This window comes from Lactobacillus sp. W8174 (genome assembly GCF_016100975.1).
Classification (GTDB): Bacteria; Bacillota; Bacilli; order Lactobacillales; family Lactobacillaceae; genus Lactobacillus; species Lactobacillus juensis.
The window spans coordinates 101474-124854 of record NZ_JACFRN010000006.1; the positions used below are offsets into that span (position 1 = coordinate 101474).

Consider the following 23381-nt stretch of genomic DNA (forward strand, 5'->3'; position numbering starts at 1 on the left):
CCTCACTTATTATAAGACTTCAGGAGCAAGAGAGACGATTTTCATAAAGTCGTGCTCACGCAGCTCACGTGCAACAGGCCCAAAGATACGAGTACCACGTGGACTCTTATCTGCATTGATAACTACACCAGCATTTTCATCAAACTTGATGTATGATCCATCTTCACGGCGTGCGCCTGATTTTGTTCTAACAATAACGGCCTTGACAACGTCACCTTTTTTGACAACGCCACCTGGTGTTGCTTGTTTAACAGTTGCAACCACAATATCACCAATGTTACCAGTCTTACGTCTTGATCCACCTAAGACTCTAATAACTAAAAGTTCTCTGGCACCTGAGTTATCAGCAACCTTCAAACGGGATTCATTTTGAATCACTATATAATCCTCCCCTCACTAAATCCGCAAAATTAAACAGATTTTTTAACAATTTTAACTAAACGAAAGCGCTTTGTACGAGATAATGGACGAGTTTCCATGATACGAACAGTATCGCCAACTTTAGCTTCATTTTTATCATCTTGTGCGTAATATTTCTTTGAATATCTAATACGCTTCTTGTAAACAGGGTGATTCTTATAAGTATCAACAACAACAGTGATAGTTTTGTCATTCTTATCAGAAATTACTTCGCCTTGATATACGTGACGATGATTTCTTTCGATTGATTCGCTCAAGTTAATAACTCCCTTCCACTAATCTTTTTCCAATGCTTTTTCGCTAAGAATTGTTTTAATTCTAGCAATGTTTTTACGGACTTTACCTAGGCGAGCGGTATTTTCTAATTGACCCGTTGCTTGTTGAAAACGCAAATTAAAGAGTTCTTCTTTGTATTGCTTTTCCTTGTCTAACATTTGATCAGTGGTTAATGCTCTGATTTCTTTAGTCTTCATTAGAATTGCCACCTACTTCCGAACTTTTAGTCACAAATTTACATTTAATTGGTAGCTTTGTTGCAGCAAGTCTTAAAGCTTCACGAGCAGTAGCTTCGTCAACGCCACCAATTTCAAACATAATCTTTTCTCTCTTGACTACAGCTACCCAACCTGCAGGTGCACCTTTACCGGAACCCATCCGGACACCAACACCCTTTGCAGTGTATGATTTTTGAGGGAAAATTCTAATCCAAACCTTACCACCACGTTTCATGTAACGAGTCATCGCAACACGGGCAGCTTCAATTTGTTGTGTAGTAATCCAGTGGGACTCAAGGGCTTGTAATCCATATTCACCAAAGGCAATGGTCTTTCCACCCTTAGCAGCGCCACGCATCTTACCACGAAACTCACGACGGTGTTTCACCCTTTTTGGTACTAGAGGCATTATTTGCTTCCTCCCTTCGCAGCTTTTTCGGGCTTCTTACTTTTAGAAGGTAAGATTTCACCCCGGTTAATCCATACTTGAACACCAATTTCACCATATGTGGTGTAGGCATTTACCCAAGCATAATCAATATCAGCTCTTAAAGTTTGTAATGGAACACGACCTTCTGTATGCCATTCTCTTCTTGCCATGTCGGCGCCGTTCAAACGACCAGACGTTTGTACTCTGATTCCCTTAGCACCAGCACGCATTGTTCTTTGAGTAGCCTGACGAGTAGCACGTCTAAAAGCAATACGAGCTTCAAGTTGACTAGCAATGCTTTCAGCCACTAATTTAGCATCAAGATCTGGCTTTTTAATTTCAACAATATTAACGTGTACCTGTTTCTTAGTCAAAGCATTTAGTTCTCTTCTTAAAGCTTCAACTTCAGAACCACCTTTACCAATTACCATACCAGGTTTAGAAGTATTGATTGATACGTTGATTCTGTTGGCTGCACGTTCAATTTCAACAGTAGAAACAGAGGCATTCTTTAACTTTTTATCAATGAATTTTCTGATACGCAGATCTTCATTTAAAGTTTCTTTGTATCCTCTGTCAGCATACCATTTAGATTCCCAGTCACGAATTACGCCGAGACGAAAACCATTTGGGTTAATCTTCTGACCCATTAATATACCTCCCTTAATCGTTCTTTTCTGACACTACTACAACTACATGACTAGTTCTCTTATTAATAGGAGAAGCCATACCTTTGGCACGTGGTCTAAATCTCTTTAAAGTAGCTCCTTCATTTACGTATGCTTCAGATACATAAAGATTGGCACTTTCAAGATCATAATTGTGTTCTGCATTTGCAATTGCTGAGCGTAAAACTTTTTCAACGATTGGGGAAGCAGCTCTAGGCGTAAATTGCAAGATTGCCAATGCTTCAGCAACGTCTTTGCCACGAATCAAATCAACGACTAAACGTGCTTTTCTTGGAGCAATACGAACTGTTCTTGCTTCTGCCCTAGCTGAACTAACTTGTTCTGCCATTTAAGTGTTTCTCCTTTCTTTATTTTGCAGTAGCCTTGTCGTCAGATGTCTTATGTCCACGGAAAGTTCTTGTCGGAACAAATTCACCTAACTTATGACCAACCATATCCTCAGTAATATATACCGGAACATGCTTTCTACCATCGTAAACAGCTATAGTCAAACCAACAAAAGAAGGAAAAATAGTTGAACGACGTGACCAAGTTTTAATAACCTGTTTTTTATCTGTATCTGCTTGTGCATCAACTTTCTTTAATAAGGATGCATCAGCAAAAGGCCCTTTTTTAATACTACGGCTCATTAAATTACCCTCCTTCTATTATTTGCTACCTTTACGGTGACGTACAATTAACTTCTCGCTGGCTCTCTTACTATTTCTAGTCTTGATACCGCGAGCTTTCTTGCCCCATGGTGTCATCGGTTGTGGACGACCTACAGGAGCTTTACCTTCACCACCACCATGTGGGTGATCGTTAGGGTTCATTACGGAACCACGAGATTGTGGGCGTCTACCTAACCAGCGACTACGACCAGCTTTACCTAATTGGATTAATGAATGTTGTTCATTACCTACAACACCAATAGTTGCGCGACAAACTGATAAAATCTTACGAACTTCACCACTCTGTAATTTAACTAAGGTGTACTTACCATCATTACCCAAAACTTGAGCACTGGCTCCAGCACTTCTAACCAGCTGACCACCTTTACCAGGACTTAATTCAATATTGTGAATTGATGTACCAGTTGGAATATTCTTTAATGGCAAAGCGTTTCCTGGCTTAATATCTGCATTAGCGCCAGACTCTACCACATCACCAACTGTTAAACCCTTTGGTGCTAGGATATAAGCTTTTATACCGTCGGTATAGTGAAGAAGCGCAATATTAGCAGTTCTGTTTGGATCGTATTCGATTGCCTTAACTACAGCTTTTGCATTGTCTTTGTTACGCTTAAAATCGATAATACGGTATTTTTGCTTATGACCACCACCACGGTGTCTGCTAGTAATATGACCATAAGAGTTACGACCTGCAGTATGTGATTGTGACTCAAGTAAAGTACGCTCTGGCTTGCTCTTAGTAATTTCAGCAAAGTCAGAAGTAGTCATATTACGGCGACCATTTGTGGTTGGCTTATAAATTTTAATAGCCAATTGACTGACCTCCTATTACTTGTTTTCTTCTTTATTATCGTTATCGTCTTTGAAAATTTTGATGTCGTTTGAATCCTCTGTTAAGGTAACTATTGCCTTACGGGTACGAGCGGTTTTGCCGGAATAACGGCCAACACGCTTATCCTTACCACGAACATTCATGATATTAACTTTTTTGACCTTAACATCAAAAATTTCTTCAACAGCATCACGAACTTGAGTCTTGGTTGCAGTTAAAAGCACGTTGAAAGTGTATTTCTTATCATCCATTAAGTTCGTTGACTTTTCAGTAATGACAGGTCTTAAAATGATATCGTGTGCACTCATTTCGTCGAAGCCCCCTCAACATTCTTTTCAATCATTTCAACGGCTTCTTTGGTCAAGATTAATTTGTCATAGTTGACAACATCTTCAACATTCAAACCATTTGCAGTGATTACCTTAACATTTGGCAAGTTTTTAGCTGAGTATTGAATATTCTTATCTTCAGAAACAACTAAAACTTTGCCTTCAACTTTTAAGCCGTCTAAGATTGACTTGAATTCTTTTGTTTTAGGAGCTGACATTGTCAATTGATCCAAAACAATTAAATCCTTATCAATCAACTTTTGAGAAAGAACAGACTTAATAGCCAAGCGTCTTTGCTTTCTTGGCATTGAGTACGCATAGGAACGTGGAGTTGGTCCGAAAACTACACCACCACCACGCCATTGTGGTGAACGGATAGAACCTTGACGAGCACGTCCTGTACCTTTTTGTTTCCAAGGCTTCTTTCCACCACCACGAACAGCGGATCTATTTTTAACCTTCGAGGTACCTTGACGTCTGCCAGCTCTTTGTCTGATAATTGCGTCAAAAACTACGCTCTCATTTGGCTTAATGCCAAATACTTCATCATTTAAAGTAACTTCACCAGCATCTTTGCCTTTTTGATCAATAACCTTTAAATTAGCCATTCTAGTCCTCCTTCCTATTTATTACTTTTAACAGCAGATCTAACAGTAAGCAATGAATTCTTAGCACCAGGAACATTGCCCTTGATTAACAATACATTCTTGTCTGCTACAACTTTTTCAATTACTAAGTTTTCAATGGTAACTTTCTTCATTCCCATGTGGCCTGGCAGACGTTTGCCTTTAGGCACACGGTTAATGATAGAACCCATTGAACCAGGAATTCTGTGGTATCTTGAACCGTGAGTTTCTGGTCCACGTGATTGGCCCCAACGTTTAATGTTACCTTGGTATCCATGACCTCTTGTAGTACCAGTGACGTCAACTACGTCACCTTCCTTAAATGTGTCCACAGTAACTTCTGAGCCGACTTCGTAGTCCTTAAGCTCAACTCCGCGGATTTCACGTATGAAGCGCTTAGGCGAAGTCTTTGCTTTTGCAGCATGACCTTTTTCTGGTTTGTTGCTCAAAACTTCACGTTTATCCTGATATCCTAATTGAATTGCTTCGTAGCCGTCTGATTCAACTGTCTTAACTTGCATAACTACGTTAGGAGTTGCTTCAACAACAGTAACGGGCACAAGGATACCATCTTTAGTGAAGATTTGGGTCATACCAACTTTTCTTCCTAAGATTCCTTTGGTCATGATTACACCTCTTTCTTTTTAAAATTAAAGTTTAATTTCGATGTCAACACCGCTTGGTAAATCAAGCTTCATTAAAGAGTCAACAGTTTTAGGTGTTGGATTTAAAATATCGATTAAACGCTTATGCGTACGAATTTCAAATTGTTCACGTGAGTCCTTGTTCTTGTGTGGTGAACGCAAAACAGTGAACAATACCCTTTCTGTTGGCAATGGAACTGGGCCTGAAATTTCAGCTCCAGTTCTCTTTGCAGTAGCTACAATTTTAGCAGCTGATTCATCGAGAATACCATGTTCGTATGACTTAAGTCTGATACGAATTGATTGACTTGCCATTAAATTACCTCCTCAACGTCTTCTTTAAAAGATGACTAGCTTCCACAAAAATTACCGGCACCACCTCTGTGGCAATGCAGCCTGGCGTGCCGCAACCTTTTGTATCAATGCTTTACAACAAAATGCGCTTTAAGGCAGAATATGCCCTAGACACACAAAAAATAGTATACCCGTTTTGTGCTTGAATATCAAGGCTCAAAGGACACTTTTCTTGATATTAACGCTAAAATACTATAACTTTAACAAATTTTATAAAATCAAAAAATATAATTCCCAGCAGAAAACAAAAATACTCTCAAACTAGGATAATTTCAACAAACTAGTCTGAATTTCTAATAATAAATTTAATAAGTGTAAGATTAATGTGACTTCAAAAATTCTATTTATAAATCTTTTTAACTTTTAAATTTTTGTTTCTTAATAACTTAATGAAAAAGTTTTAAGCAAAATAAAAAGAGCCATTGGCAAAACCAACAGCTCAATTATTGTATTTAATTTTGTTTAACTATTAAAAATTATTCTGCGTTGCCGCCACGCTTTTTAATAATTTCTTCTTGAATGGACTTAGGAGTTGGTGAATAGTGATCAAAGACCATTGTAAACGTACCACGACCCTGTGTTGAAGAACGCAAAGTAGTTGCGTAGCCAAACATTTCGGCAAGTGGAACCATTGAATTTAGAACTTTGGCACCAGCACGATCTTGCATATTGTCCATCGTACCACGACGAGCAGTAATCGAACCCATTACGTCACCTAAGTAATCTTCAGGTGTGATAACTTGAACCTTCATAATAGGCTCTAGGATAACTGCACCAGCTTTAGGAGCAGCATTTCTCAATGCCAATGATGCAGCAACTTTGAAGGCAGCTTCAGAAGAGTCAACTTCGTGGTAACTACCATCATAAAGCTTAGCCTTGACGTCGATTAACGGATAACCAGCAAGAATACCGTTCTTCATTGATTCTTGCAAACCTGCGTCAACAGCTGGAATAAATTCACGAGGAACAACACCACCGACAATGGCATCTTCAAACTCGTAGCCTTTTCCTCTTTCATTTGGAGTAAATTCAATCCAGACATCACCGTATTGTCCCTTACCACCAGACTGACGGACAAATTTACCTTGTGCCTTAGCAGGTTTAGTGAAGGTTTCACGATAAGCAACTTGTGGCTCACCAATCTTAGCTTCAACATGAAATTCACGCTTCATGCGCTCAACCATGATTTGCAGATGCAGCTCACCCATTCCGGAAATCAAAGTTTGACCAGTTTCAGCATTTGTTTCAGCCCTAAAAGTTGGGTCTTCTTCAGTCAGCTTTTGCAAAGCGATGTCAAGTTTATCACGATCAGCTTTAGATTCGGGCTCAATAGAAACCTGAATAACTGGATCTGGAACTTCCAAACTTTCCAAAATTAATGGGTGATCAGGGTCAGTTAATGAATCACCAGTTGTAGTGTTCTTTAAACCTATAGCACCGGCAATATCTCCGGAAAATACTTCAGGAATTTCACTTCTGGAGTTGGCATGCATTTGCAACAAACGACCAACACGTTCACGGCTATTTTTAGAAGCATTCAAAACGTAGGAACCTGATTCAAGTGAGCCGGTGTAAACACGAATATAAGTCAAACGACCAACAAAGGGGTCAGTAGCAATCTTAAATGCTAAAGCGGAGAATGGCTTTTCATCTCCAGCAACTAATTCAACTTCTTCACCAGTTTTTGGATCATGAGCAACATAAGGTTTAACATCTAATGGAGATGGCAAGTAGTCAACCACACCATCAAGCATCATTTGTACACCTTTGTTTTTGAAGGCTGAACCTGCAAATACAGGGAAGATCTTCAAATCCAATGTAGCTTTACGAATAGCAGCCTTTAATTCATCAACAGAAATTTCATCACCGTTAAGGTATTTCTCCATGATGTCATCATCAACATCTGCTACCTGTTCAATCAGTTCACCCCGACGCTTTTCCGCTTCTTCTTTGTATTCATCAGGAACAGGAATAGTATCCCATTTGGAACCAAGTTTATCTTCATCATAAACATCAGCTACCATGTTAAGTAAATCAATAACACCTTCGAAGCTTTCAGCAGAACCGATTGGCATTTGCACAGCTAAAGCATTGGCATTTAAACGTTCGTGTAAAGACTTAACAGACTTGTCAAAATCTGCCCCAATCTTGTCCATCTTGTTGACAAAAACAATTCGAGGAACACCGTAAGTTTCAGCTTGACGCCAAACATTTTCAGTCTGAGGCTCTACACCAGCTTGAGCATCAAGAACAGTTACAGCACCATCAAGAACTCGCAAGGAACGCTCAACCTCAATAGTAAAATCAACGTGTCCTGGGGTATCAATGATGTTAATTCTGTAATCCTTCCATTGCGCAGTAGTAGCTGCGGAAGTAATAGTAATACCACGTTCTTTTTCTTCATCCATCCAGTCCATTTGGGAATCACCCTCGTGGGTTTCACCAATTTTATGGATTTTACCAGTGTAGTAAAGAATACGCTCTGTTGTAGTAGTCTTACCCGCATCAATGTGGGCCATAATACCAATGTTACGTGTTTTTTCTAATGGAAATTCACGCTTATTAGCCATAGATTTTTTCCTTTCTCTAAAAAATTAGAAACGATAGTGTGCAAATGCACGGTTGGCTTCAGCCATACGGTGAACATCTTCACGCCTTTTAACAGCTGAGCCAGTATTGTTGGAAGCATCAATAATTTCGTTAGCCAAGCGTTCATCCATAGTATGTTCATTACGTAAACGAGCGTATGAAACTAACCATCTTAAACCTAAAGTTGTTCTTCTTTCTGGACGAACTTCAACTGGAATCTGGTAGTTTGAACCACCGATACGGCGTGCTCTAACTTCCAGAACTGGCATAATGTTATTCATAGCTTCTTCAAAAACATCAAGTGGCTCTTTGCCAGTCTTTTCTTTAACGATGTCAAAAGCATCATAAAGGATTGAAGAAGCCTTAGCTCTTTTACCATCAATCATTAAATGGTTGATCAACTTAGTTACGAGCTTTGAATTATATACTGGATCCGCTAAAATATCTCTTTTAGCTACATGTCCTTTTCTAGGCATTATTTAACTCCTCCTTAATCTTTCTTGGCACCGTATTTGGAACGGCCTTGCTTTCTGCCTTCAACACCAGCAGTATCAAGGGCACCACGAATAATATGGTAACGAACACCAGGAAGGTCCTTTACACGACCACCACGAATTAAAACAACAGAGTGTTCCTGTAAATTATGACCTTCACCCGGAATATAAGCAGTTACTTCAATTAAGTTTGAAAGACGCACACGAGCATACTTACGTAAAGCTGAGTTTGGCTTCTTTGGAGTCATGGTACCGACACGAGTTGCAACTCCACGCATTTGAGGTGCTGGGTTAGCTACTAGCTCTTTCTTCATACTGTTGTAGCCATAGCTTAAAGCTGGTGACTTTGATTTAGTCGTCTTAGTATGACGGCCTTTTCTTACCAATTGGTTAATGGTTGGCATTAAATTTTCCTCCTAAAAAATTTATTATTTTGTTCACACATCCAGGAGTTTCTTTTTTTAGTCCCAGATAAATCATCAAAATACACAATGACTATTGTACTCGCTTGCTGTAAAAATGCAAATTATTTTTATTAATTAAAAAGCAAGGTAAATTTTTTGCGTATCTAATTATGCGATTATGCGAGGTAAATAATTATGGAATGGATTTTTGAAATTAGCAATTTTTTAATCGGCACATGCCTAGCTTCTCATGCATGTGTGATTGTCGAAAGAGCCGGCAAAGAAGACTTTATCTTCAGTCGCTCAAAATGCACTAATTGTAATCAGCAGCTGTGTTTACTTGACGAAATACCTTTAATTTCCTATTTGGTACTCCAAGGCCGTTGTCGTTATTGTAAAGTTCATATACCATGTGAATATTTTTTTACAGAATTTTTAGGCGGCTTTGCTTTTTGTAAAATAAATTTCAGCAACATCCATGGGATATATACAGCAATAGTTTTATTTAGCTTACTATTAACTGCAATCAGCGATTATCAAGTTCAGGAATTCGATATTATCTTAGTACTGCCGGCACTTATTATTTCGGTTCTGCATATAATGAATAATTTAAATAGTATTAGTATTATTAGTTTTATTCAGTTTTTACCTATCTTTTTGCTTTTGTTTTTTGAAACAATTAGAAAAAAATGCGGTAGCGGAGACTTAATAATCTACCTAATCTTATCTTTTTACTTTAATTCGAAATTTGCCAATTTAACTTTTTTAACTGCTTCAATAACTCTGCTTATCGTTTTTTTCAGCAGCGAAATGAATAGGAAACAGCCTATAGGATTTATTCCCTTTATTTACATTGGATTAATTATTCAACTTTTATGCAAATAAAAAGCTGCATCCCAGCTAGAATGAGATGACAGCTCCTATAAATCATTAAAATTATTTTTTCAAGTATGTATTAACTGTATCTTGCCATCAAGTTCTGAAAACTTGGCAAAAGTACTATTGCTAATACAACCCCAACTACTCCTTGAATTGTGTTTGTAAAGAGGCTGGCAAAACCTGCGGCCCATGTATAAAGAACTGTATTAGTGATAAAATAGCCGGCTACCATAAAAAATACTCCTACTACTCCAGCAATTGCCCCTCTGACTATTTGATTTCTTAAATTCCAGTACTTAAAGACTAATCCTACAAAGAAGCCTTCTAAACCGTGGACAACAAGAGAAAAAAGCATAAACTGGCCATATCCACCCAGAAGATCAAGTAAAAACCCGGAAAGGCCACCAACTATGCCTCCAGCTACAGGACCAAACAAAAGTGCTACTAAATAAATAATTGCATCACATAAATTAATATTTCCATGAGTCAAGGGCATTGGAATAATGAAAATTCGACTAACAACGACGTTGATCGCAGTTAATAATGCCAATAATACAAGTCTTTTTAAAGAAAAATCATTTTCCCTCAACTTCAACATCCCTCTCATTATTTTTTCTGATTATATCATTTTTTAATCATAATATCACTAATTATTCATAAAATTCCAAATTATAGTATTAATTTTGTTACATTTGTCCTTAGACATAATCTGTAGAAATTTAATATATTCTATCCGCAGCAATACCTAGTGGCATACTTCTTATTATTATGAGTAAATTTTTCAAAGTTAGGAAATTACAACATATTGATGATTACAGCGTTTAACCAACATTTATAACCGGATTTATAATAACTCCAGTTGCGGCAACTTCTATTATTTATTATTTATGATGTCAACAGTTAGTCATTAACAAGACTGTCTGTTATTCATTTTATGATCATTCCACGTGCTTACCGTATATCCAAGTTTAATATTCAGCCATTGGTATCCAAGCAATACTGAAGTTAATGAAAATACTTCGAATTTTTCTGATAGTTGGCATTATTTTATGGACAATATCACATATTTTATAGTCAGATTTTAAAGTAAAAATTTTGGGTAAACAAAAACTGTTCCGTTAGTATTTTCTAACGGAACAGTTTTTTTAATTAATTTAGATTATGATTCCTTAGCTTGGTCTGCTTCCTTCATCTTTTTCTCAATATCAGCAATTGAATAAACAGATTTAGGTTTCTTTACATCTGACTCAGGTTCCATATCACGATAAATCGGAAGACCAGTACCAGCTGGAATTATCTTACCAATAATAACATTTTCTTTTAATCCAAGTAGCGGATCATTCTTTCCTCTGATAGAAGCATCAGTTAGAACACGAGTTGTTTCCTGGAAGGAAGCAGCTGACAAGAAACTGTTGGTTTCAAGAGCGGCTTTAGTAATACCTAAAATTACACTTTGTGCAGTTGCAGGAATACCACCAGAAATAATCACAGCTTTGTTACGTTCCTTAAACTGATTGATATCCATTACCTCACCAGGTAAAAGATCAGTTTCTCCAGGATCGAGCACACGAACTTTTTGCAACATTTGTCTAGTTAATACTTCAACGTGCTTATCTGAAATATCAACACCTTGCATCCTGTATGCTTTTTGGACTTCGACCAAAATATACTCTTCAGTAGTTAATGTATCAGTAACCTGAATTAATTCTTTCGGATCAATAGATCCAAGAGTCAACTTGTCACCGCGATGAACTTCGTCACCCTCAGCAACAGCTACCGAAGCAGTATAAGGCACGCTGTAACTTCTAGTATCGATCCTACCCTTAACAGTAATTTCACGAGTATGTTCAGCAGGATTTTCCTGAATTGAATCAATTACTCCATCTACTTCAGAAATTATCGCACGACCCTTAGGATTACGAGCTTCAAACAATTCCTGCACACGAGGAAGACCTTGCGTAATATCTTCAGCACCTGCAACACCACCATTGTGGAAAGTACGTAAAGTAAGCTGAGTACCAGGTTCACCGATAGATTGAGCAGCAACTGTACCAACTGCTTCACCAACTTCGACTTCTTCTCCAGTGGCAAGGTTCATACCGTAACACTTGCGACAAACACCATGTGGTGTATCACAAGTTAGGATCGAACGGATCTTCACGTTAGTTACACCAGCATCACAAATCTGATGTGCTAAGTTTTCATCCATCATGACATTGCGACCAACAATTGTAGCTCCAGTCTTTGGATCCTTCACTGTTTCGGCAGTAAAGCGGCCAAGTAAACGATCATAGAGCGGTTCAATTAATTCGTCACCCTCCATAATTGCATGAACATTAATGCCACGGTCAGTCCCACAGTCATCATCACGAATAATAACATCCTGTGCAACATCTACTAGACGACGAGTCAAGTAGCCAGACTGAGCAGTCTTCAAGGCGGTATCGGTCATTCCCTTACGAGCACCATGAGTAGACATGAATAATTCTAGAACTGACAAACCTTCCTTAAAGTTAGAAGTAACTGGAATTTCGAACAACCCACCGTTTGGTGTAGCCATCAAGCCACGCATACCAGCAAGCTGTGTAAAGTTGGAAATGTTACCACGAGCTCCTGAATCGGCCATGATAGTAATAGGATTACGTGGGTCATAAATCTGGGCAATTTCATCTTGAACTTGATCTTTACAATCATTCCAAATGCTAATTACCCTGTCGTGTCTCTCATCTTCAGTGATTAAACCACGTCTAAACTGTTTAGACACAATATCTACTTGTTTATGGGCTTTAGCAACCTTTTCATCTTTATCTTGGATTTCAGGAACATCGGTCATCCCGATTGTAATACCAGAAGTAGTTGAACTGGTATAACCTAAAGTCTTTAAGTCATCAAGATATTCAGATGTTCTTTGAACCTTATAATATTTATAAATTGTAGCAATTGAATCAGACAGGAATGATTTCTTAAACGGTGTAGAAATCAAATCACTTGCAACACTATCAATTTTTTCATGGATATCTTCGCCCGGTTCCAAGAAATACTTGGAAGCAAGTGGGTTATTTAAATTTTCTTCAGTTGGCTCATTAACATAGAAATAGTCATCTGGGAAAATCTGATTGAAAATGATTCGACCATAAGTAGTGACAAAAATACCATGTTCATATCCTTTTGGCCATGCCTTTTCTGGCATCGAATCAGCTGACATCCCAATAATGGTGTGATAATGAATGTCACCATTATTATATGCAACGGTTGCTTCATCAGGTGAGTTGAAAATCATTCCTTCACCTTCACGGCCCTTTTCAGCTTGAGTTAACCAATAATTACCCAAAACTATATCTTGAGATGGAGTAACAATTGGCTTACCGTCCTTAGGAGCCAAAATATGGTGAGCAGCCAGCATTAGCATCCGTGATTCAGCAACAGCTTCGTCAGATAGTGGCACGTGGATAGCCATCTGATCACCATCAAAGTCGGCATTGTAAGCCTCACAGGCAAGAGGGTGCAGACGAATTGATTTGCCCGGCACTAAAACAGGTTCAAAAGCTTGGATACTCAAACGGTGTAAAGTAGGAGCCCGGTTTAATAATACCGTTCTTTCCTTAATCACGTCTTCAAGTACATCCCAGACATCATCATCTTCACGATCAATTTTACGCTTAGCACTCTTAATATTTGTAGCAATCTTGCGTTTAACTAATTCGTGCATTACAAATGGTTTGAACAATTCTAGAGCCATCGGGCGAGGAACACCACATTGATAGAACTTAAGCTTTGGTGAAACATCAATAACTGAACGACCTGAATAGTCAACACGCTTACCTAATAAGTTTTGACGGAAACGTCCCTGCTTACCCTTAAGCATGTGTGATAAAGATTTAAGTGGACGATTACCTGGTCCAACCACAGAACGACCACGACGACCATTATCAATCAATGCATCAACGGCTTCTTGCAACATCCGTTTTTCATTTTGCACAATAATATTAGGAGCATTTAAGTCAAGTAATCTCTTTAACCTGTTGTTACGGTTGATAACACGACGGTATAAGTCATTTAAATCAGAAGTTGCAAACCGACCACCTTCTAGTTGGACCATTGGTCTTAAATCTGGTGGTATAACCGGAACAGCATCAATAACCATCCATTCAGGCTTGTTACCAGAATCTTTAAAGGCGTCAAGAATATCAAGACGTCTGATTGCTCTAGTCCGTTTTTGACCGGTTGCAGTTTCCAATTCTTTCTTTAAATCGGTAACTTCTTTATTCAAATCAACCTTACGGAGTAAATCACGAATTGCTTCTGCACCCATTTTTGCGGTAAAACGATTGCCATATTTTGCCTTTTGTTCACGGTACTCAGCTTCCGTCAAAAGTTGTTTAAATTCAAGGTCAGTGTCGCCTGGATCAATTACAATATAAGCCGCAAAATAGATAACTTCTTCGAGAAGTCTGGGAGAAATATCCAAAATAAGTCCCATTCTTGATGGAATACCTTTAAAGTACCAAATATGAGTAACTGGGGCAGCCAATTCAATATGACCCATTCGCTCCCTTCTAACTTTAGAGGAGGTAACTTCAACACCACAGCGATCACAAACGATGCCACGGTATCTCACACCCTTATATTTACCACATGCACATGACCAATCTTTAGTCGGTCCAAAAATTCTTTCATCGAACAAACCGTCTTTTTCTGGCTTTAAAGTACGGTAATTAATAGTTTCTGGCTTTTTGACTTCACCATATGACCAGCTACGAATTTTATTCGGAGAGGCAAGACCAATTTGCATGCTTTCAAATTTATTTACATCGATCAAAAGTTTAACCTCCTACTTATTGAGAAATCTTATTATCATCGTCTGATTGATCTACAGGTACATTAGATTGCTCTGTCTCCGTTTCATCATCTTCGGAATCAGCGGTTTCTTCGGCTAACTTCTTCCGTTGTTGCTCTTCCGCCATCTTGGACAATGTGTCTATGTTCAAATGCTCATTTGAATCATCATCCATATCACGCAACTCAATTTCTTTATGATTCATATCAAGAACACGTATATCCAGTCCTAGTGATTGCAGTTCTTTAACAAGAACGCGGAATGATTCTGGGACACCAGGTTTAGGAATTCTTTCTCCTTTAACAATTGCCTCATATGCTTTAACACGACCAACAACATCGTCTGATTTGTATGTCAATATTTCCTGCAAAGTATAAGCTGCACCGTATGCTTCGAGTGCCCAAACTTCCATTTCACCGAAACGCTGACCACCAAATTGTGCTTTACCTCCAAGAGGTTGTTGAGTAACCAATGAGTAAGGCCCAATTGACCGTGCATGAATCTTATCATCAACCATGTGAGTTAATTTCAGATAATGCATGATACCGACAGAAACACGGTTATGGAATGGCTCACCTGTGCGGCCATCATAAAGAACAGTTTTACCATCTTTATCGATACCAGCCTTATGAACAGTGTCCCAAACATCGTCTTCGCTGGCACCATCAAATACTGGTGTTGCCACATGAATACCTAAATTAGCTGCAGCACGACCAAGGTGCAATTCCAAAAGCTGACCAATATTCATACGTGAAGGAACACCCATTGGGTTCAAACAAATGTCTACTGGAGTACCATCTGGCAAGTATGGCATATCCTCTTCGGGAACAACTGCAGCAACAGTACCTTTGTTACCGTGACGACCAGACATCTTATCCCCGACTTGAATCTTTCTCTTTTGCGCAATATATACACGGACTAATGTATTAACACCAGGAGATAGTTCATCACCATTTTCTCTAGTATAAACTTTGACATCGCGGACAATACCGCCACCACCGTGAGGAACACGCAGTGATGTATCACGAACTTCGCGGGCTTTTTCACCAAAGATAGCATGAAGAAGTCTCTCTTCTGCTGATAATTCAGTAACACCTTTAGGTGTAACTTTACCAACCAAAATATCTCCGTCATGTACTTCGGCACCTACACGGACAATACCTTGACCATCAAGATCTTTAAGTGCATCTTCACCAACATTTGGCAATTCACGAGTGATTTCTTCAGGGCCAAGCTTAGTGTCTCGAGCTTCTGATTCATAATCTTCAATACTAATTGAAGTATAAACGTCATCTTTAACAAGCCGCTCAGAAAGCATGATGGCATCTTCGTAGTTATACATATTCCAAGTCATAAAGGCGATAACAGGATTTTGACCAAGAGCAAGTTCACCATGATCCATTGTCGGACCATTGGCAATAACTTCACCTTTTTCAACCTTATCACCTAAATTAACGTTAGGAGTTTGATTGTAAGATTTTGAATTATTTGAACGACGATATTTTTCCAGTGTATATTTATCTAATGTACTGTCATCGCGTCTAACTCTAATTGTGTTAGCATCAACATATTCAACAGTACCAGCAGCTTTAGCCAAAACAGCAGCTCCTGAATCATGAGCCGCACGATACTCCATACCTGTACCGACAAGGCAGCTATGAGGATTAATCAATGGTGCAGCTTGTCTTTGCTGGTTAGCTCCCATTAATGCACGGTTAGAGTCATCATTTTCCAAGAAAGGTATACATGCAGAGGCAACCGAAACAACCTGCTTAGGAATAACGTCCATGTAGTCAATTTTATCTGGACTAACTTCGACGTTATCTTCTTTGTGACGTGCTAAAACAAGATCATCTTTAAATGAACCGTCCGGATTAAGTGGAGTATTAGCACCAGCAATAATATAGTTATCTTCAACATCAGCTGTAAGATAATCAATCTTGTTAGTAACTTTGTGTGTCTTCCATGAAACACGACGGTACGGTGTCTCAATAAAACCGTATTTGTTAATCACTGCATACGTAGCAAGAGAGTTAATCAAACCAATGTTTGGACCTTCAGGAGTTTCAATTGGGCATAAACGACCATATTGAGTATAGTGAACATCCCGCACTTCATATCCTGCACGGTCACGAGTTAAACCACCAGGCCCTAAAGCTGACATACGACGCTTATGCGTTAATTCTCCTAATGGGTTATGCTGATCCATAAATTGTGACAATTGTGATGAACCAAAGAACTCTTTGATGCTGGCTACAATTGGTCTAATGTTAATCAATTGTTGTGGTGTAACGGTTGAAGGATCCTGAATTGACATTCTTTCTCTTACAACACGTTCCATACGAGCCAAACCAATTCTAAATTGATTCTGCAATAATTCGCCTACACGACGAATACGACGGTTACCAAGGTGATCAATATCATCGGTTGTACCAATTTCATCTTGTAATAGGAAGAAATAATTAATTGATGCCAGAACGTCAGCCGGTGTCAGATATTTAACTTTCTTATCAATATGACCATTAGAAATCAATTTGACAACGCGTTCTGGATTTACTTTGGAGTAAACTTTAATTTCCTGTACGTTAATTGGATCAGGTAACACGCCTTCTTGAGATGGCTGGTAAGTAACCATTTTAAAGTCATCACGGTCAAGATACTTTTCAAGTGTGTCCATTACTTCATGAGTCACAACAGTACCTTTTTTCGCAATAATTTCACCAGTATCCGGATCTGCTAGCGTTTCAGCCAAAGTTTGACCATATAAGCGGCTCTTTAATGATAATTTCTTGTTAACTTTATAACGACCAACAGGCGCTAAATCGTAACGACGTGGATCAAAGAAACGTGCATAAAGCAGTGATCTTGAAGAATCAGTTGTTTTTGGTTCACCAGGACGAAGACGTTCATAAATATCCTTTAACGCTTCAGCTACACGAGAATCAGCGGGGTTTTTATGGACATCCTTATCCAAAGTAAATTGTAATGTATCACTTTGGCCAAAAACATCTAAAATTTCATCATCTGAGCCAATTCCAAGAGCCCTGACTAAAACTGTCAGAGGCAATTTACGAGTACGGTCAACGCGAACATAAGATACATTTTTAGCATCAGTTTCATATTCAAGCCAGGCGCCACGGTTAGGAATTACGGTAGTACCAAAGATTTGACGGCCATTTTTATCATAATCACCAGAATAATAGACACTTGGAGATCTAACCAGCTGGGAAACGATAACTCTTTCAGCACCATTAATAATAAATGAACCGGATTCAGTCATTAAAGGTAAATCACCGAAGAAAACATCCTGAGTTTTGATTTCACCTGTTTTTTGATTGGTTAATTTTAAAGTCACGTGCATTGGAGCAGCATAAGTTGCATCATGGTCACGTGCTTCGTCAACAGTATATTTTGGCTTTTGCAGTTTATAACCCAAATATTCCAGGGAAAGCTTACCTGAAAAGTCACTAATTGGCATAATATCGTCAAAAACGTCTTTAATACCCTCATCCAAAAACCATTGGTATGATTCGGTTTGAACATCTGTCAAATTAGGCAGGTCCAGCACTTCTTTAATGCGGGAAAAGCTACGTCTTGTCCGATGTTTGCCAAAATTCACTACGTGTCCGTTTAACAAGGAGAAAACACCCTTTCTGTCAGAGAAAGCTAATATTACATTTTGATTACAAATTCAAAAAGCCGGAATTTTATGCATAAAAAAGACAAAAACAACAAAAGTCGTTTTTGTCCTTTATTATTTTGCTGGACAATAGATCAGCAAAATCCTGAAAATCAGCCTTTTAATCACGCATTACTATAACAAACTATTACAAGTGTGTCAATTAATTTACTTCGCTCCTACTAAGTTATTTTCTTTATCAATATCAAATTTTAAATGATTATGACTACAACCAATTTTAAGAATATCGCCACTAATAAGATCACCCTTGATTAACATTGTGGCAATTTCATCCTCAATATCCTTTTGAATTGCACGTCGCAGCGGTCTTGCACCCATTTCAGGATTATAACCATCTTTTGCAATTTTATCGAGTGCTGCACGAGAAATTCTTAATTGAACTCCTTGTTTATGCAAACGATCTATTAGTTTACGAGTTAATAGAGTAACAATTTGACGTAATTGTTTTTGATTGAGTTCATCAAAAATGACTGTTTCGTCAATTCTATTCAAAAACTCAGGTCTAAAGAATTGCTTTAGTGCTTCGCGTACGCGATCCTGACGTAATTTTACTTGACTAGTATTATCAGCATTAAATCCTACAGCCTTAGTTTCAAATAGTGAACGGGATCCTAAATTAGAAGTCATAATAATAATAGTATTTTTAAAGTCTATTTTACGTCCTTTGGAATCAGTTAAAAAACCATCTTCCAAAACTTGTAACAGCAAATTAAATACATCTGGATGCGCCTTTTCTACTTCATCAAATAGTACGACCGAGTATGGATGCCGGCGAACCTGTTCAGTCAACTGGCCGCCCTCATCATAGCCAACATAGCCCGGAGCAGAACCAATCAATTTACTATTAGCTATTTGATCCATATATTCAGACATATCAATTCTAATCAAATTGTTTTCAGAACCAAATATGGCTGCGGCAATTGCTTTTGCCAATTCGGTTTTACCAACACCTGTCGGTCCCAAAAACAAGAAGGAACCAATCGGTCTATTTTCATCTTTAATACCGCTGCGACTTCGCCTGACCGCCCTGCTGACAGCAGAAACTGCTTTGTCCTGACCAATGATGCGCTTATGTAAGTCTTTTTCCAAATTGGCTAAGTGCTTAGTTTCATCCCGATTCATTTGGGTAACGGGAACACCGGTCCAATTAGAAACTACTTTAGCAACATCTTCAGGTTGAACTATAGCACCTTTACTAGTTGATTCATCTAGCTTTGTTGTTAATTCATCTTGTCTTCTTTGCAAACTATTTTGTCTTTCCTGCAATTGAGCAGCTTTAGCAAAATTCTGGTTAACTGCAGCATGATTCTTTTCGCCAATGACTTTCTCGATTTGATCATTAAGTTGCAATAACTGATTGTTAGAACCTTTACCTGACTTAATCTTAACCGCAGCACTTGCCTCATCAATTAAATCAATTGCCTTATCTGGTAAATAACGGTCAGAAATATAGCGGCTAGAAAGATCAATTGCATTTTCTAAAGCAGAATGAGATATTTTTACATGATGAAATTTTTCGTATTTTGGTTTTAAGCCATCCAAAATTGCTAAAGTTTCAGCATGAGAAGGTTCATTTAACCTTACAATTTGGAACCGACGAGCTAAAGCCTGGTCCTTTTCGACATACTTTTGATACTCATCAAAAGTTGTTGCTCCAATCATTTGGATATCGCCACGCGCTAAAGATGGCTTTAAAATATTAGCTGCATCAATTGAGCCTTCAGCGCCACCGGCTCCAATCAAAGTATGCATTTCATCCACAAAAAGAATGATGTTGCCATTTGCAGTGATTTCTTTAATGATTTTTTTCATGCGGTCTTCAAATTCACCACGGTATTTAGTGCCGGCAACAAGACCACCTAAGTCAAGTGACACCACTTGCTTTTTTAATAAATCGTGTGGGACTTTTTTCGCAACAATTGCAGTTGCTATCGCTTCTGCCACTGCCGTTTTACCAACACCCGGTTCCCCAATTAAAACCGGATTATTTTTATTACGCCGGGATAAAATTTCAATAACTCGAGCTACTTCTCGATCTCGACCAATAACAGGATCTATTTCACCATTTTCAGCTCGTTCGTTTAAATTAACTGAAACCTGATCAAGAGTTGGCGTACTTGAATTTTTATTAGTGCTTTCTTCAGTGCCATTAAAACTGGACCAGCTACTATCATCAGATTGATCACTGTTATCCATGTCTTGTTCGTCTTCACCTAAACTGTGTAAAATGTCATTACGCAAACCATCAAGATCAATATTTAAATTACGTAAGATTACAGATGCCAATATTTGTTCATTGAGCACCATGCCTAACAGAATATGGCAGGTTCTAATCTTAGAGGAACCCTCACGTTCTGCTAAAGTGCCAGCATATGCCAAGACCATGCTGAGGCGCGGTGACATTTGCATGTAACTGGTTTTACCAGCTGAACCATAGCCTGTATAACGTTCAATTTCTTCACGAATCGCTTTCGGTGTTGCACCCCAGGCCCGCAAATTCTTGCCGGCTTCACCATCAGATTCAATTACCATCGCAAGTAGTACGTGTTCAGTACCAATTAAACGATGATGAAAATTCTGTGCTTGTTCACGTGCAATTTCTAATACTTGATTTGCACTGGTTGTATAAGATTTTTTCATCATTGCACCACCTTTAAAAAATGACGTGTATACACTATAAACCTTTTTGACAATTTGTAAAATATTCTGTTTGCAGCAGAAATCTTAGTGTCAAAAAACTTTGCAATCATTATATCAAATACAAGCAGTTCGTGCGACCCAATCCTTCTTTATTATTTAAATTAGAAATAATTTTTCAACAGAATACTTGTGCAAGAATCTTAGTGGGCTGTTATAACTTCCAAAAAACTAAAAATTCTCATACTAGCAAAAATAAATTACCAACATGAGAATGTAACTGCATATTATTGGGAAAACAGATATTGTACTCAGTTCTTAAAATACCTTTATATCAACGATTATAGCAATAATTTCGACATATGAAGTCGATTTTAGCCTTTCCAGACGTATAAGATATTTCGTACATTGAAGAATACTAACCATTAAGTTAAAAAACTATAAAATAATTGATTACAGCTGGTTATGCTAACAAATGTTGCCCTAATCTAAAAATAAATGTATTGTTTTCACCTAATAAAATTCAATATATTTATTTCCTTAAACTAGCTTTTATAACTGTTTTTTTATATTATTGCTTTGAGTATTCTAAATGGTTAGTGACAAGAATTTATACTCGAGAACTAAACAGAAGAAGTTATAATGCCAATACGCTTCCTAAAGATAATGATAAAATTTGAACATAATATAATTTTTATATGAGAAACAGTATGCAAAGATTTCACTATAAAAACCAAGAATATGATGGACTTGTAATTTTTCCTTTTGATCCCAACGCAAAAGATAATACAATGCAATTAAATGAATTTGCTGAAATAATTGGTGAAGGACTACTTACCAAAGAAAAGTGGAAACCAATACCTACCGAAAGCAATAGGAATAAGATAGTGCCAAATGAAGATGGTACATCAATTATGGAAATTCCAACTTTAAATGGTTTAAAGAAGTTACTGGCTATAGCTCAGCCGATAAGTTATTTAACAGTAAAACGAACTTGTGAACTAAACTTTAAATCTCAAGAAATTTTTAATGAAGAATCATATAGCGGTGACTATTATTTAAAAGAGCCTGGCATAATTGAAAACTTATTATACAGAGTTGAGAATTCAATTGTTTTCGGAGAAAATCGTCTACCAACAATAATCACTAAAGCTGCTAGTCTATGGTATACAATCGCCAGATACCAGGCATTTAGCAATGGGAACAAAAGAACAGCTTTATTAGCAACTGTAGACTTTTTGCAAAATAATTTTTTGATCTTTAATTTAGGGCCAAAAACGGACTTAGAAAAACAGCTCTATAACGTTTCACTTAAAATTGCTAATGATGAGTATTCGGAAGAAAACGTCAAATTATTTATTAAGGACCATGTTATAGTAGATTTTGATATGCTTAATTACCTTATAACTTACGTTCCACAGTTTAAAATAATAGACAGTTGAATTTAATTGTGGTAGTTTGTAGAATTAGGAAGGTAGGAGGATAACATCATGGAAAATAAATTTAGATTAATTTCTCCTTCTGAAGAACAAATCAGAAAATCATCTAGGCCTAGAAGTAAACAAGAAGAACAACTTATACATGAATATAGAAATAATCAGATTCAGAATAATAAACCTTTAATACGAGTTTTAAAAAGGTTGAGTAAAACTTAAATGGCTCTTTGTCAAATCCTGTTGATAGAGCTTAAATGAATAGAATCAAGCAGCTAATAAACTGCTTGGTTCTTTTTCTTTTACCTTGTTTTCTGCTAATCTAATCCTGGTTAGCAGATTGTGGAAGTTGGCGTAGCCAAAAGCTGTGCGCTCAATTTGTTTAATCTTGCGATTGAAGCCCTCTAAGCAGCCGTTGGAATAATTCAATGTTATCCCGTTAATTACTGCTTTCAGGTTATGCTTAAAAGTTAACAGGGTTTAATGCATTTGCCAGCCAACTTCTTCTTTAGCATGAATCACTTCTTTAATTGCCAGCGGATCATTGGCAGCCAAAGCTTCATAAAATGCCTGCAGCAGGTTGTAGGCATTAGTGAGCTCCGTGCTGCAGGTGATGCCTTCGTTGACTACCTGCTCTTGTGTCAGATTGTCTTTGCAATTCCAATTGTAATGCGGATGAATTTGGTCGAGTTCCTGGTACTTCTTGAGATACAGTTTCCAGGGTGCTTTAAGCAGTTGGTATTCTCTGCTAGTCTTTTTGAATTTCTTCATGACCTGCACGCGCAGGGAGTTGAAGGAGCGCGTAAGCATTTGTACCATGTGAAAGCGATCAATCACAAGCTCAGCGTTGGGAAAGCATGCTCGTACAATGTCTTGATAGTAAAAATTCAGGTCCAGAGAAACTGTTTTGCCGCAGGCG

General features: G+C 37.9%; 22 protein-coding genes and 1 pseudogene. 3 read left to right on the top strand and 20 right to left on the bottom strand.

The features are described 5' to 3' along the window. Positions 1 to 9: 9 nt before the first annotated feature. From rplN to rpsL, 15 genes are all read right to left on the bottom strand, one after another. Complete coding sequence (gene rplN / locus H3U49_RS09020) at positions 10 to 378, bottom strand: 50S ribosomal protein L14 (RefSeq protein ID WP_034980437.1); 369 nt, start codon at positions 376 to 378, stop codon at positions 10 to 12. 32 nt (positions 379 to 410) lie between these two features. Continuing rightward, positions 411 to 677: a 30S ribosomal protein S17 gene (gene rpsQ / locus H3U49_RS09025; protein ID WP_198181066.1), complete on the bottom strand. Its 267-nt coding sequence runs from the start codon at positions 675 to 677 to the stop codon at positions 411 to 413. An 18-nt stretch (positions 678 to 695) separates the two neighbouring features. After that, positions 696 to 893, bottom strand: a complete 198-nt coding sequence (rpmC, locus tag H3U49_RS09030; RefSeq protein ID WP_198181067.1) for a 50S ribosomal protein L29 — start codon at positions 891 to 893, stop codon at positions 696 to 698. Then, positions 883 to 1323 carry a 50S ribosomal protein L16 gene (gene rplP, locus H3U49_RS09035; protein WP_198181068.1) on the bottom strand — a complete coding sequence of 147 codons (441 nt, stop codon included), beginning with the start codon at positions 1321 to 1323 and terminating at the stop codon, positions 883 to 885. The genes rpmC and rplP overlap by 11 nt, the downstream gene beginning before the upstream one ends. Continuing rightward, positions 1323 to 1994, bottom strand: a complete 672-nt coding sequence (gene rpsC / locus H3U49_RS09040) for a 30S ribosomal protein S3 (RefSeq protein ID WP_046332454.1) — start codon at positions 1992 to 1994, stop codon at positions 1323 to 1325. The genes rplP and rpsC overlap by 1 nt, the downstream gene beginning before the upstream one ends. 13 nt (positions 1995 to 2007) lie before the next feature. Then, the gene (gene rplV / locus H3U49_RS09045; protein WP_034980453.1) at positions 2008 to 2361 is read right to left on the bottom strand and encodes a 50S ribosomal protein L22; all 354 of its coding nucleotides are present in this window, start codon (positions 2359 to 2361) and stop codon (positions 2008 to 2010) included. Positions 2362 to 2380: 19 nt separating this feature from the next. Beyond that, positions 2381 to 2662 (bottom strand): 30S ribosomal protein S19, encoded by a 282-nt coding sequence (gene rpsS, locus H3U49_RS09050; RefSeq protein WP_034980456.1) that lies wholly within the window; start codon positions 2660 to 2662, stop codon positions 2381 to 2383. Positions 2663 to 2680: 18 nt separating this feature from the next. Beyond that, positions 2681 to 3517, bottom strand: a complete 837-nt coding sequence (gene rplB / locus H3U49_RS09055; protein WP_045928454.1) for a 50S ribosomal protein L2 — start codon at positions 3515 to 3517, stop codon at positions 2681 to 2683. A gap of 15 nt (positions 3518 to 3532) precedes the next feature. Beyond that, complete coding sequence (gene rplW, locus H3U49_RS09060) at positions 3533 to 3844, bottom strand: 50S ribosomal protein L23 (protein ID WP_034980462.1); 312 nt, start codon at positions 3842 to 3844, stop codon at positions 3533 to 3535. Beyond that, a complete protein-coding gene (rplD, locus tag H3U49_RS09065) occupies positions 3841 to 4473 on the bottom strand; it encodes a 50S ribosomal protein L4 (protein WP_198181069.1) in 633 nt (210 codons plus the stop codon). Before rplD ends, rplW begins: the two co-directional genes overlap by 4 nt. Positions 4474 to 4487: 14 nt before the next feature. Beyond that, positions 4488 to 5117, bottom strand: a complete 630-nt coding sequence (rplC, locus tag H3U49_RS09070) for a 50S ribosomal protein L3 (RefSeq protein WP_198181070.1) — start codon at positions 5115 to 5117, stop codon at positions 4488 to 4490. A 24-nt stretch (positions 5118 to 5141) separates the two neighbouring features. Then, on the bottom strand, positions 5142 to 5450 hold the full coding sequence (gene rpsJ, locus H3U49_RS09075; protein WP_045928455.1) for a 30S ribosomal protein S10: 309 nt from the start codon (positions 5448 to 5450) through the stop codon (positions 5142 to 5144). Positions 5451 to 5965: 515 nt separating this feature from the next. Then, positions 5966 to 8059, bottom strand: coding sequence for an elongation factor G (gene fusA / locus H3U49_RS09080; protein WP_046332458.1), 2094 nt, complete (start codon positions 8057 to 8059; stop codon positions 5966 to 5968). 24 nt (positions 8060 to 8083) lie between these two features. Then, positions 8084 to 8554: a 30S ribosomal protein S7 gene (gene rpsG / locus H3U49_RS09085; RefSeq protein ID WP_046332459.1), complete on the bottom strand. Its 471-nt coding sequence runs from the start codon at positions 8552 to 8554 to the stop codon at positions 8084 to 8086. 14 nt (positions 8555 to 8568) lie between these two features. Then, on the bottom strand, positions 8569 to 8976 hold the full coding sequence (gene rpsL, locus H3U49_RS09090; protein ID WP_034980479.1) for a 30S ribosomal protein S12: 408 nt from the start codon (positions 8974 to 8976) through the stop codon (positions 8569 to 8571). A gap of 195 nt (positions 8977 to 9171) precedes the next feature. Here rpsL and H3U49_RS09095 point away from each other — a divergent pair, with 195 nt between their 5' ends. After that, the gene (locus H3U49_RS09095) at positions 9172 to 9861 is read left to right on the top strand and encodes an A24 family peptidase (RefSeq protein ID WP_198181071.1); all 690 of its coding nucleotides are present in this window, start codon (positions 9172 to 9174) and stop codon (positions 9859 to 9861) included. 70 nt (positions 9862 to 9931) lie between these two features. Here the strand turns inward: H3U49_RS09095 and H3U49_RS09100 are convergent, their stop codons facing one another. From H3U49_RS09100 to H3U49_RS09115, 4 genes are all read right to left on the bottom strand, one after another. Continuing rightward, positions 9932 to 10444, bottom strand: a complete 513-nt coding sequence (locus H3U49_RS09100) for an ECF transporter S component (protein WP_232347793.1) — start codon at positions 10442 to 10444, stop codon at positions 9932 to 9934. A gap of 570 nt (positions 10445 to 11014) precedes the next feature. Continuing rightward, entirely contained in the window at positions 11015 to 14674 is a 3660-nt protein-coding gene (gene rpoC / locus H3U49_RS09105) for a DNA-directed RNA polymerase subunit beta' (protein WP_109586597.1), read from the bottom strand. A 16-nt stretch (positions 14675 to 14690) separates the two neighbouring features. Next, positions 14691 to 18329 (bottom strand): DNA-directed RNA polymerase subunit beta, encoded by a 3639-nt coding sequence (gene rpoB / locus H3U49_RS09110; protein ID WP_198181073.1) that lies wholly within the window; start codon positions 18327 to 18329, stop codon positions 14691 to 14693. Between the two features lie 210 nt (positions 18330 to 18539). Then, positions 18540 to 21032 carry an ATP-dependent Clp protease ATP-binding subunit gene (locus H3U49_RS09115; RefSeq protein ID WP_198181074.1) on the bottom strand — a complete coding sequence of 831 codons (2493 nt, stop codon included), beginning with the start codon at positions 21030 to 21032 and terminating at the stop codon, positions 18540 to 18542. Between the two features lie 707 nt (positions 21033 to 21739). Between H3U49_RS09115 and H3U49_RS09120 the strand changes: the two genes are divergently transcribed. Then, positions 21740 to 22471: a type II toxin-antitoxin system death-on-curing family toxin gene (locus tag H3U49_RS09120; RefSeq protein WP_052697095.1), complete on the top strand. Its 732-nt coding sequence runs from the start codon at positions 21740 to 21742 to the stop codon at positions 22469 to 22471. Positions 22472 to 22519: 48 nt separating this feature from the next. Then, positions 22520 to 22684 (top strand): hypothetical protein, encoded by a 165-nt coding sequence (locus H3U49_RS09125; protein ID WP_156962767.1) that lies wholly within the window; start codon positions 22520 to 22522, stop codon positions 22682 to 22684. Between the two features lie 45 nt (positions 22685 to 22729). Here the strand turns inward: H3U49_RS09125 and H3U49_RS09130 are convergent. Then, positions 22730 to 23381: pseudogene (locus tag H3U49_RS09130) on the bottom strand (transposase); the annotation flags it as partial.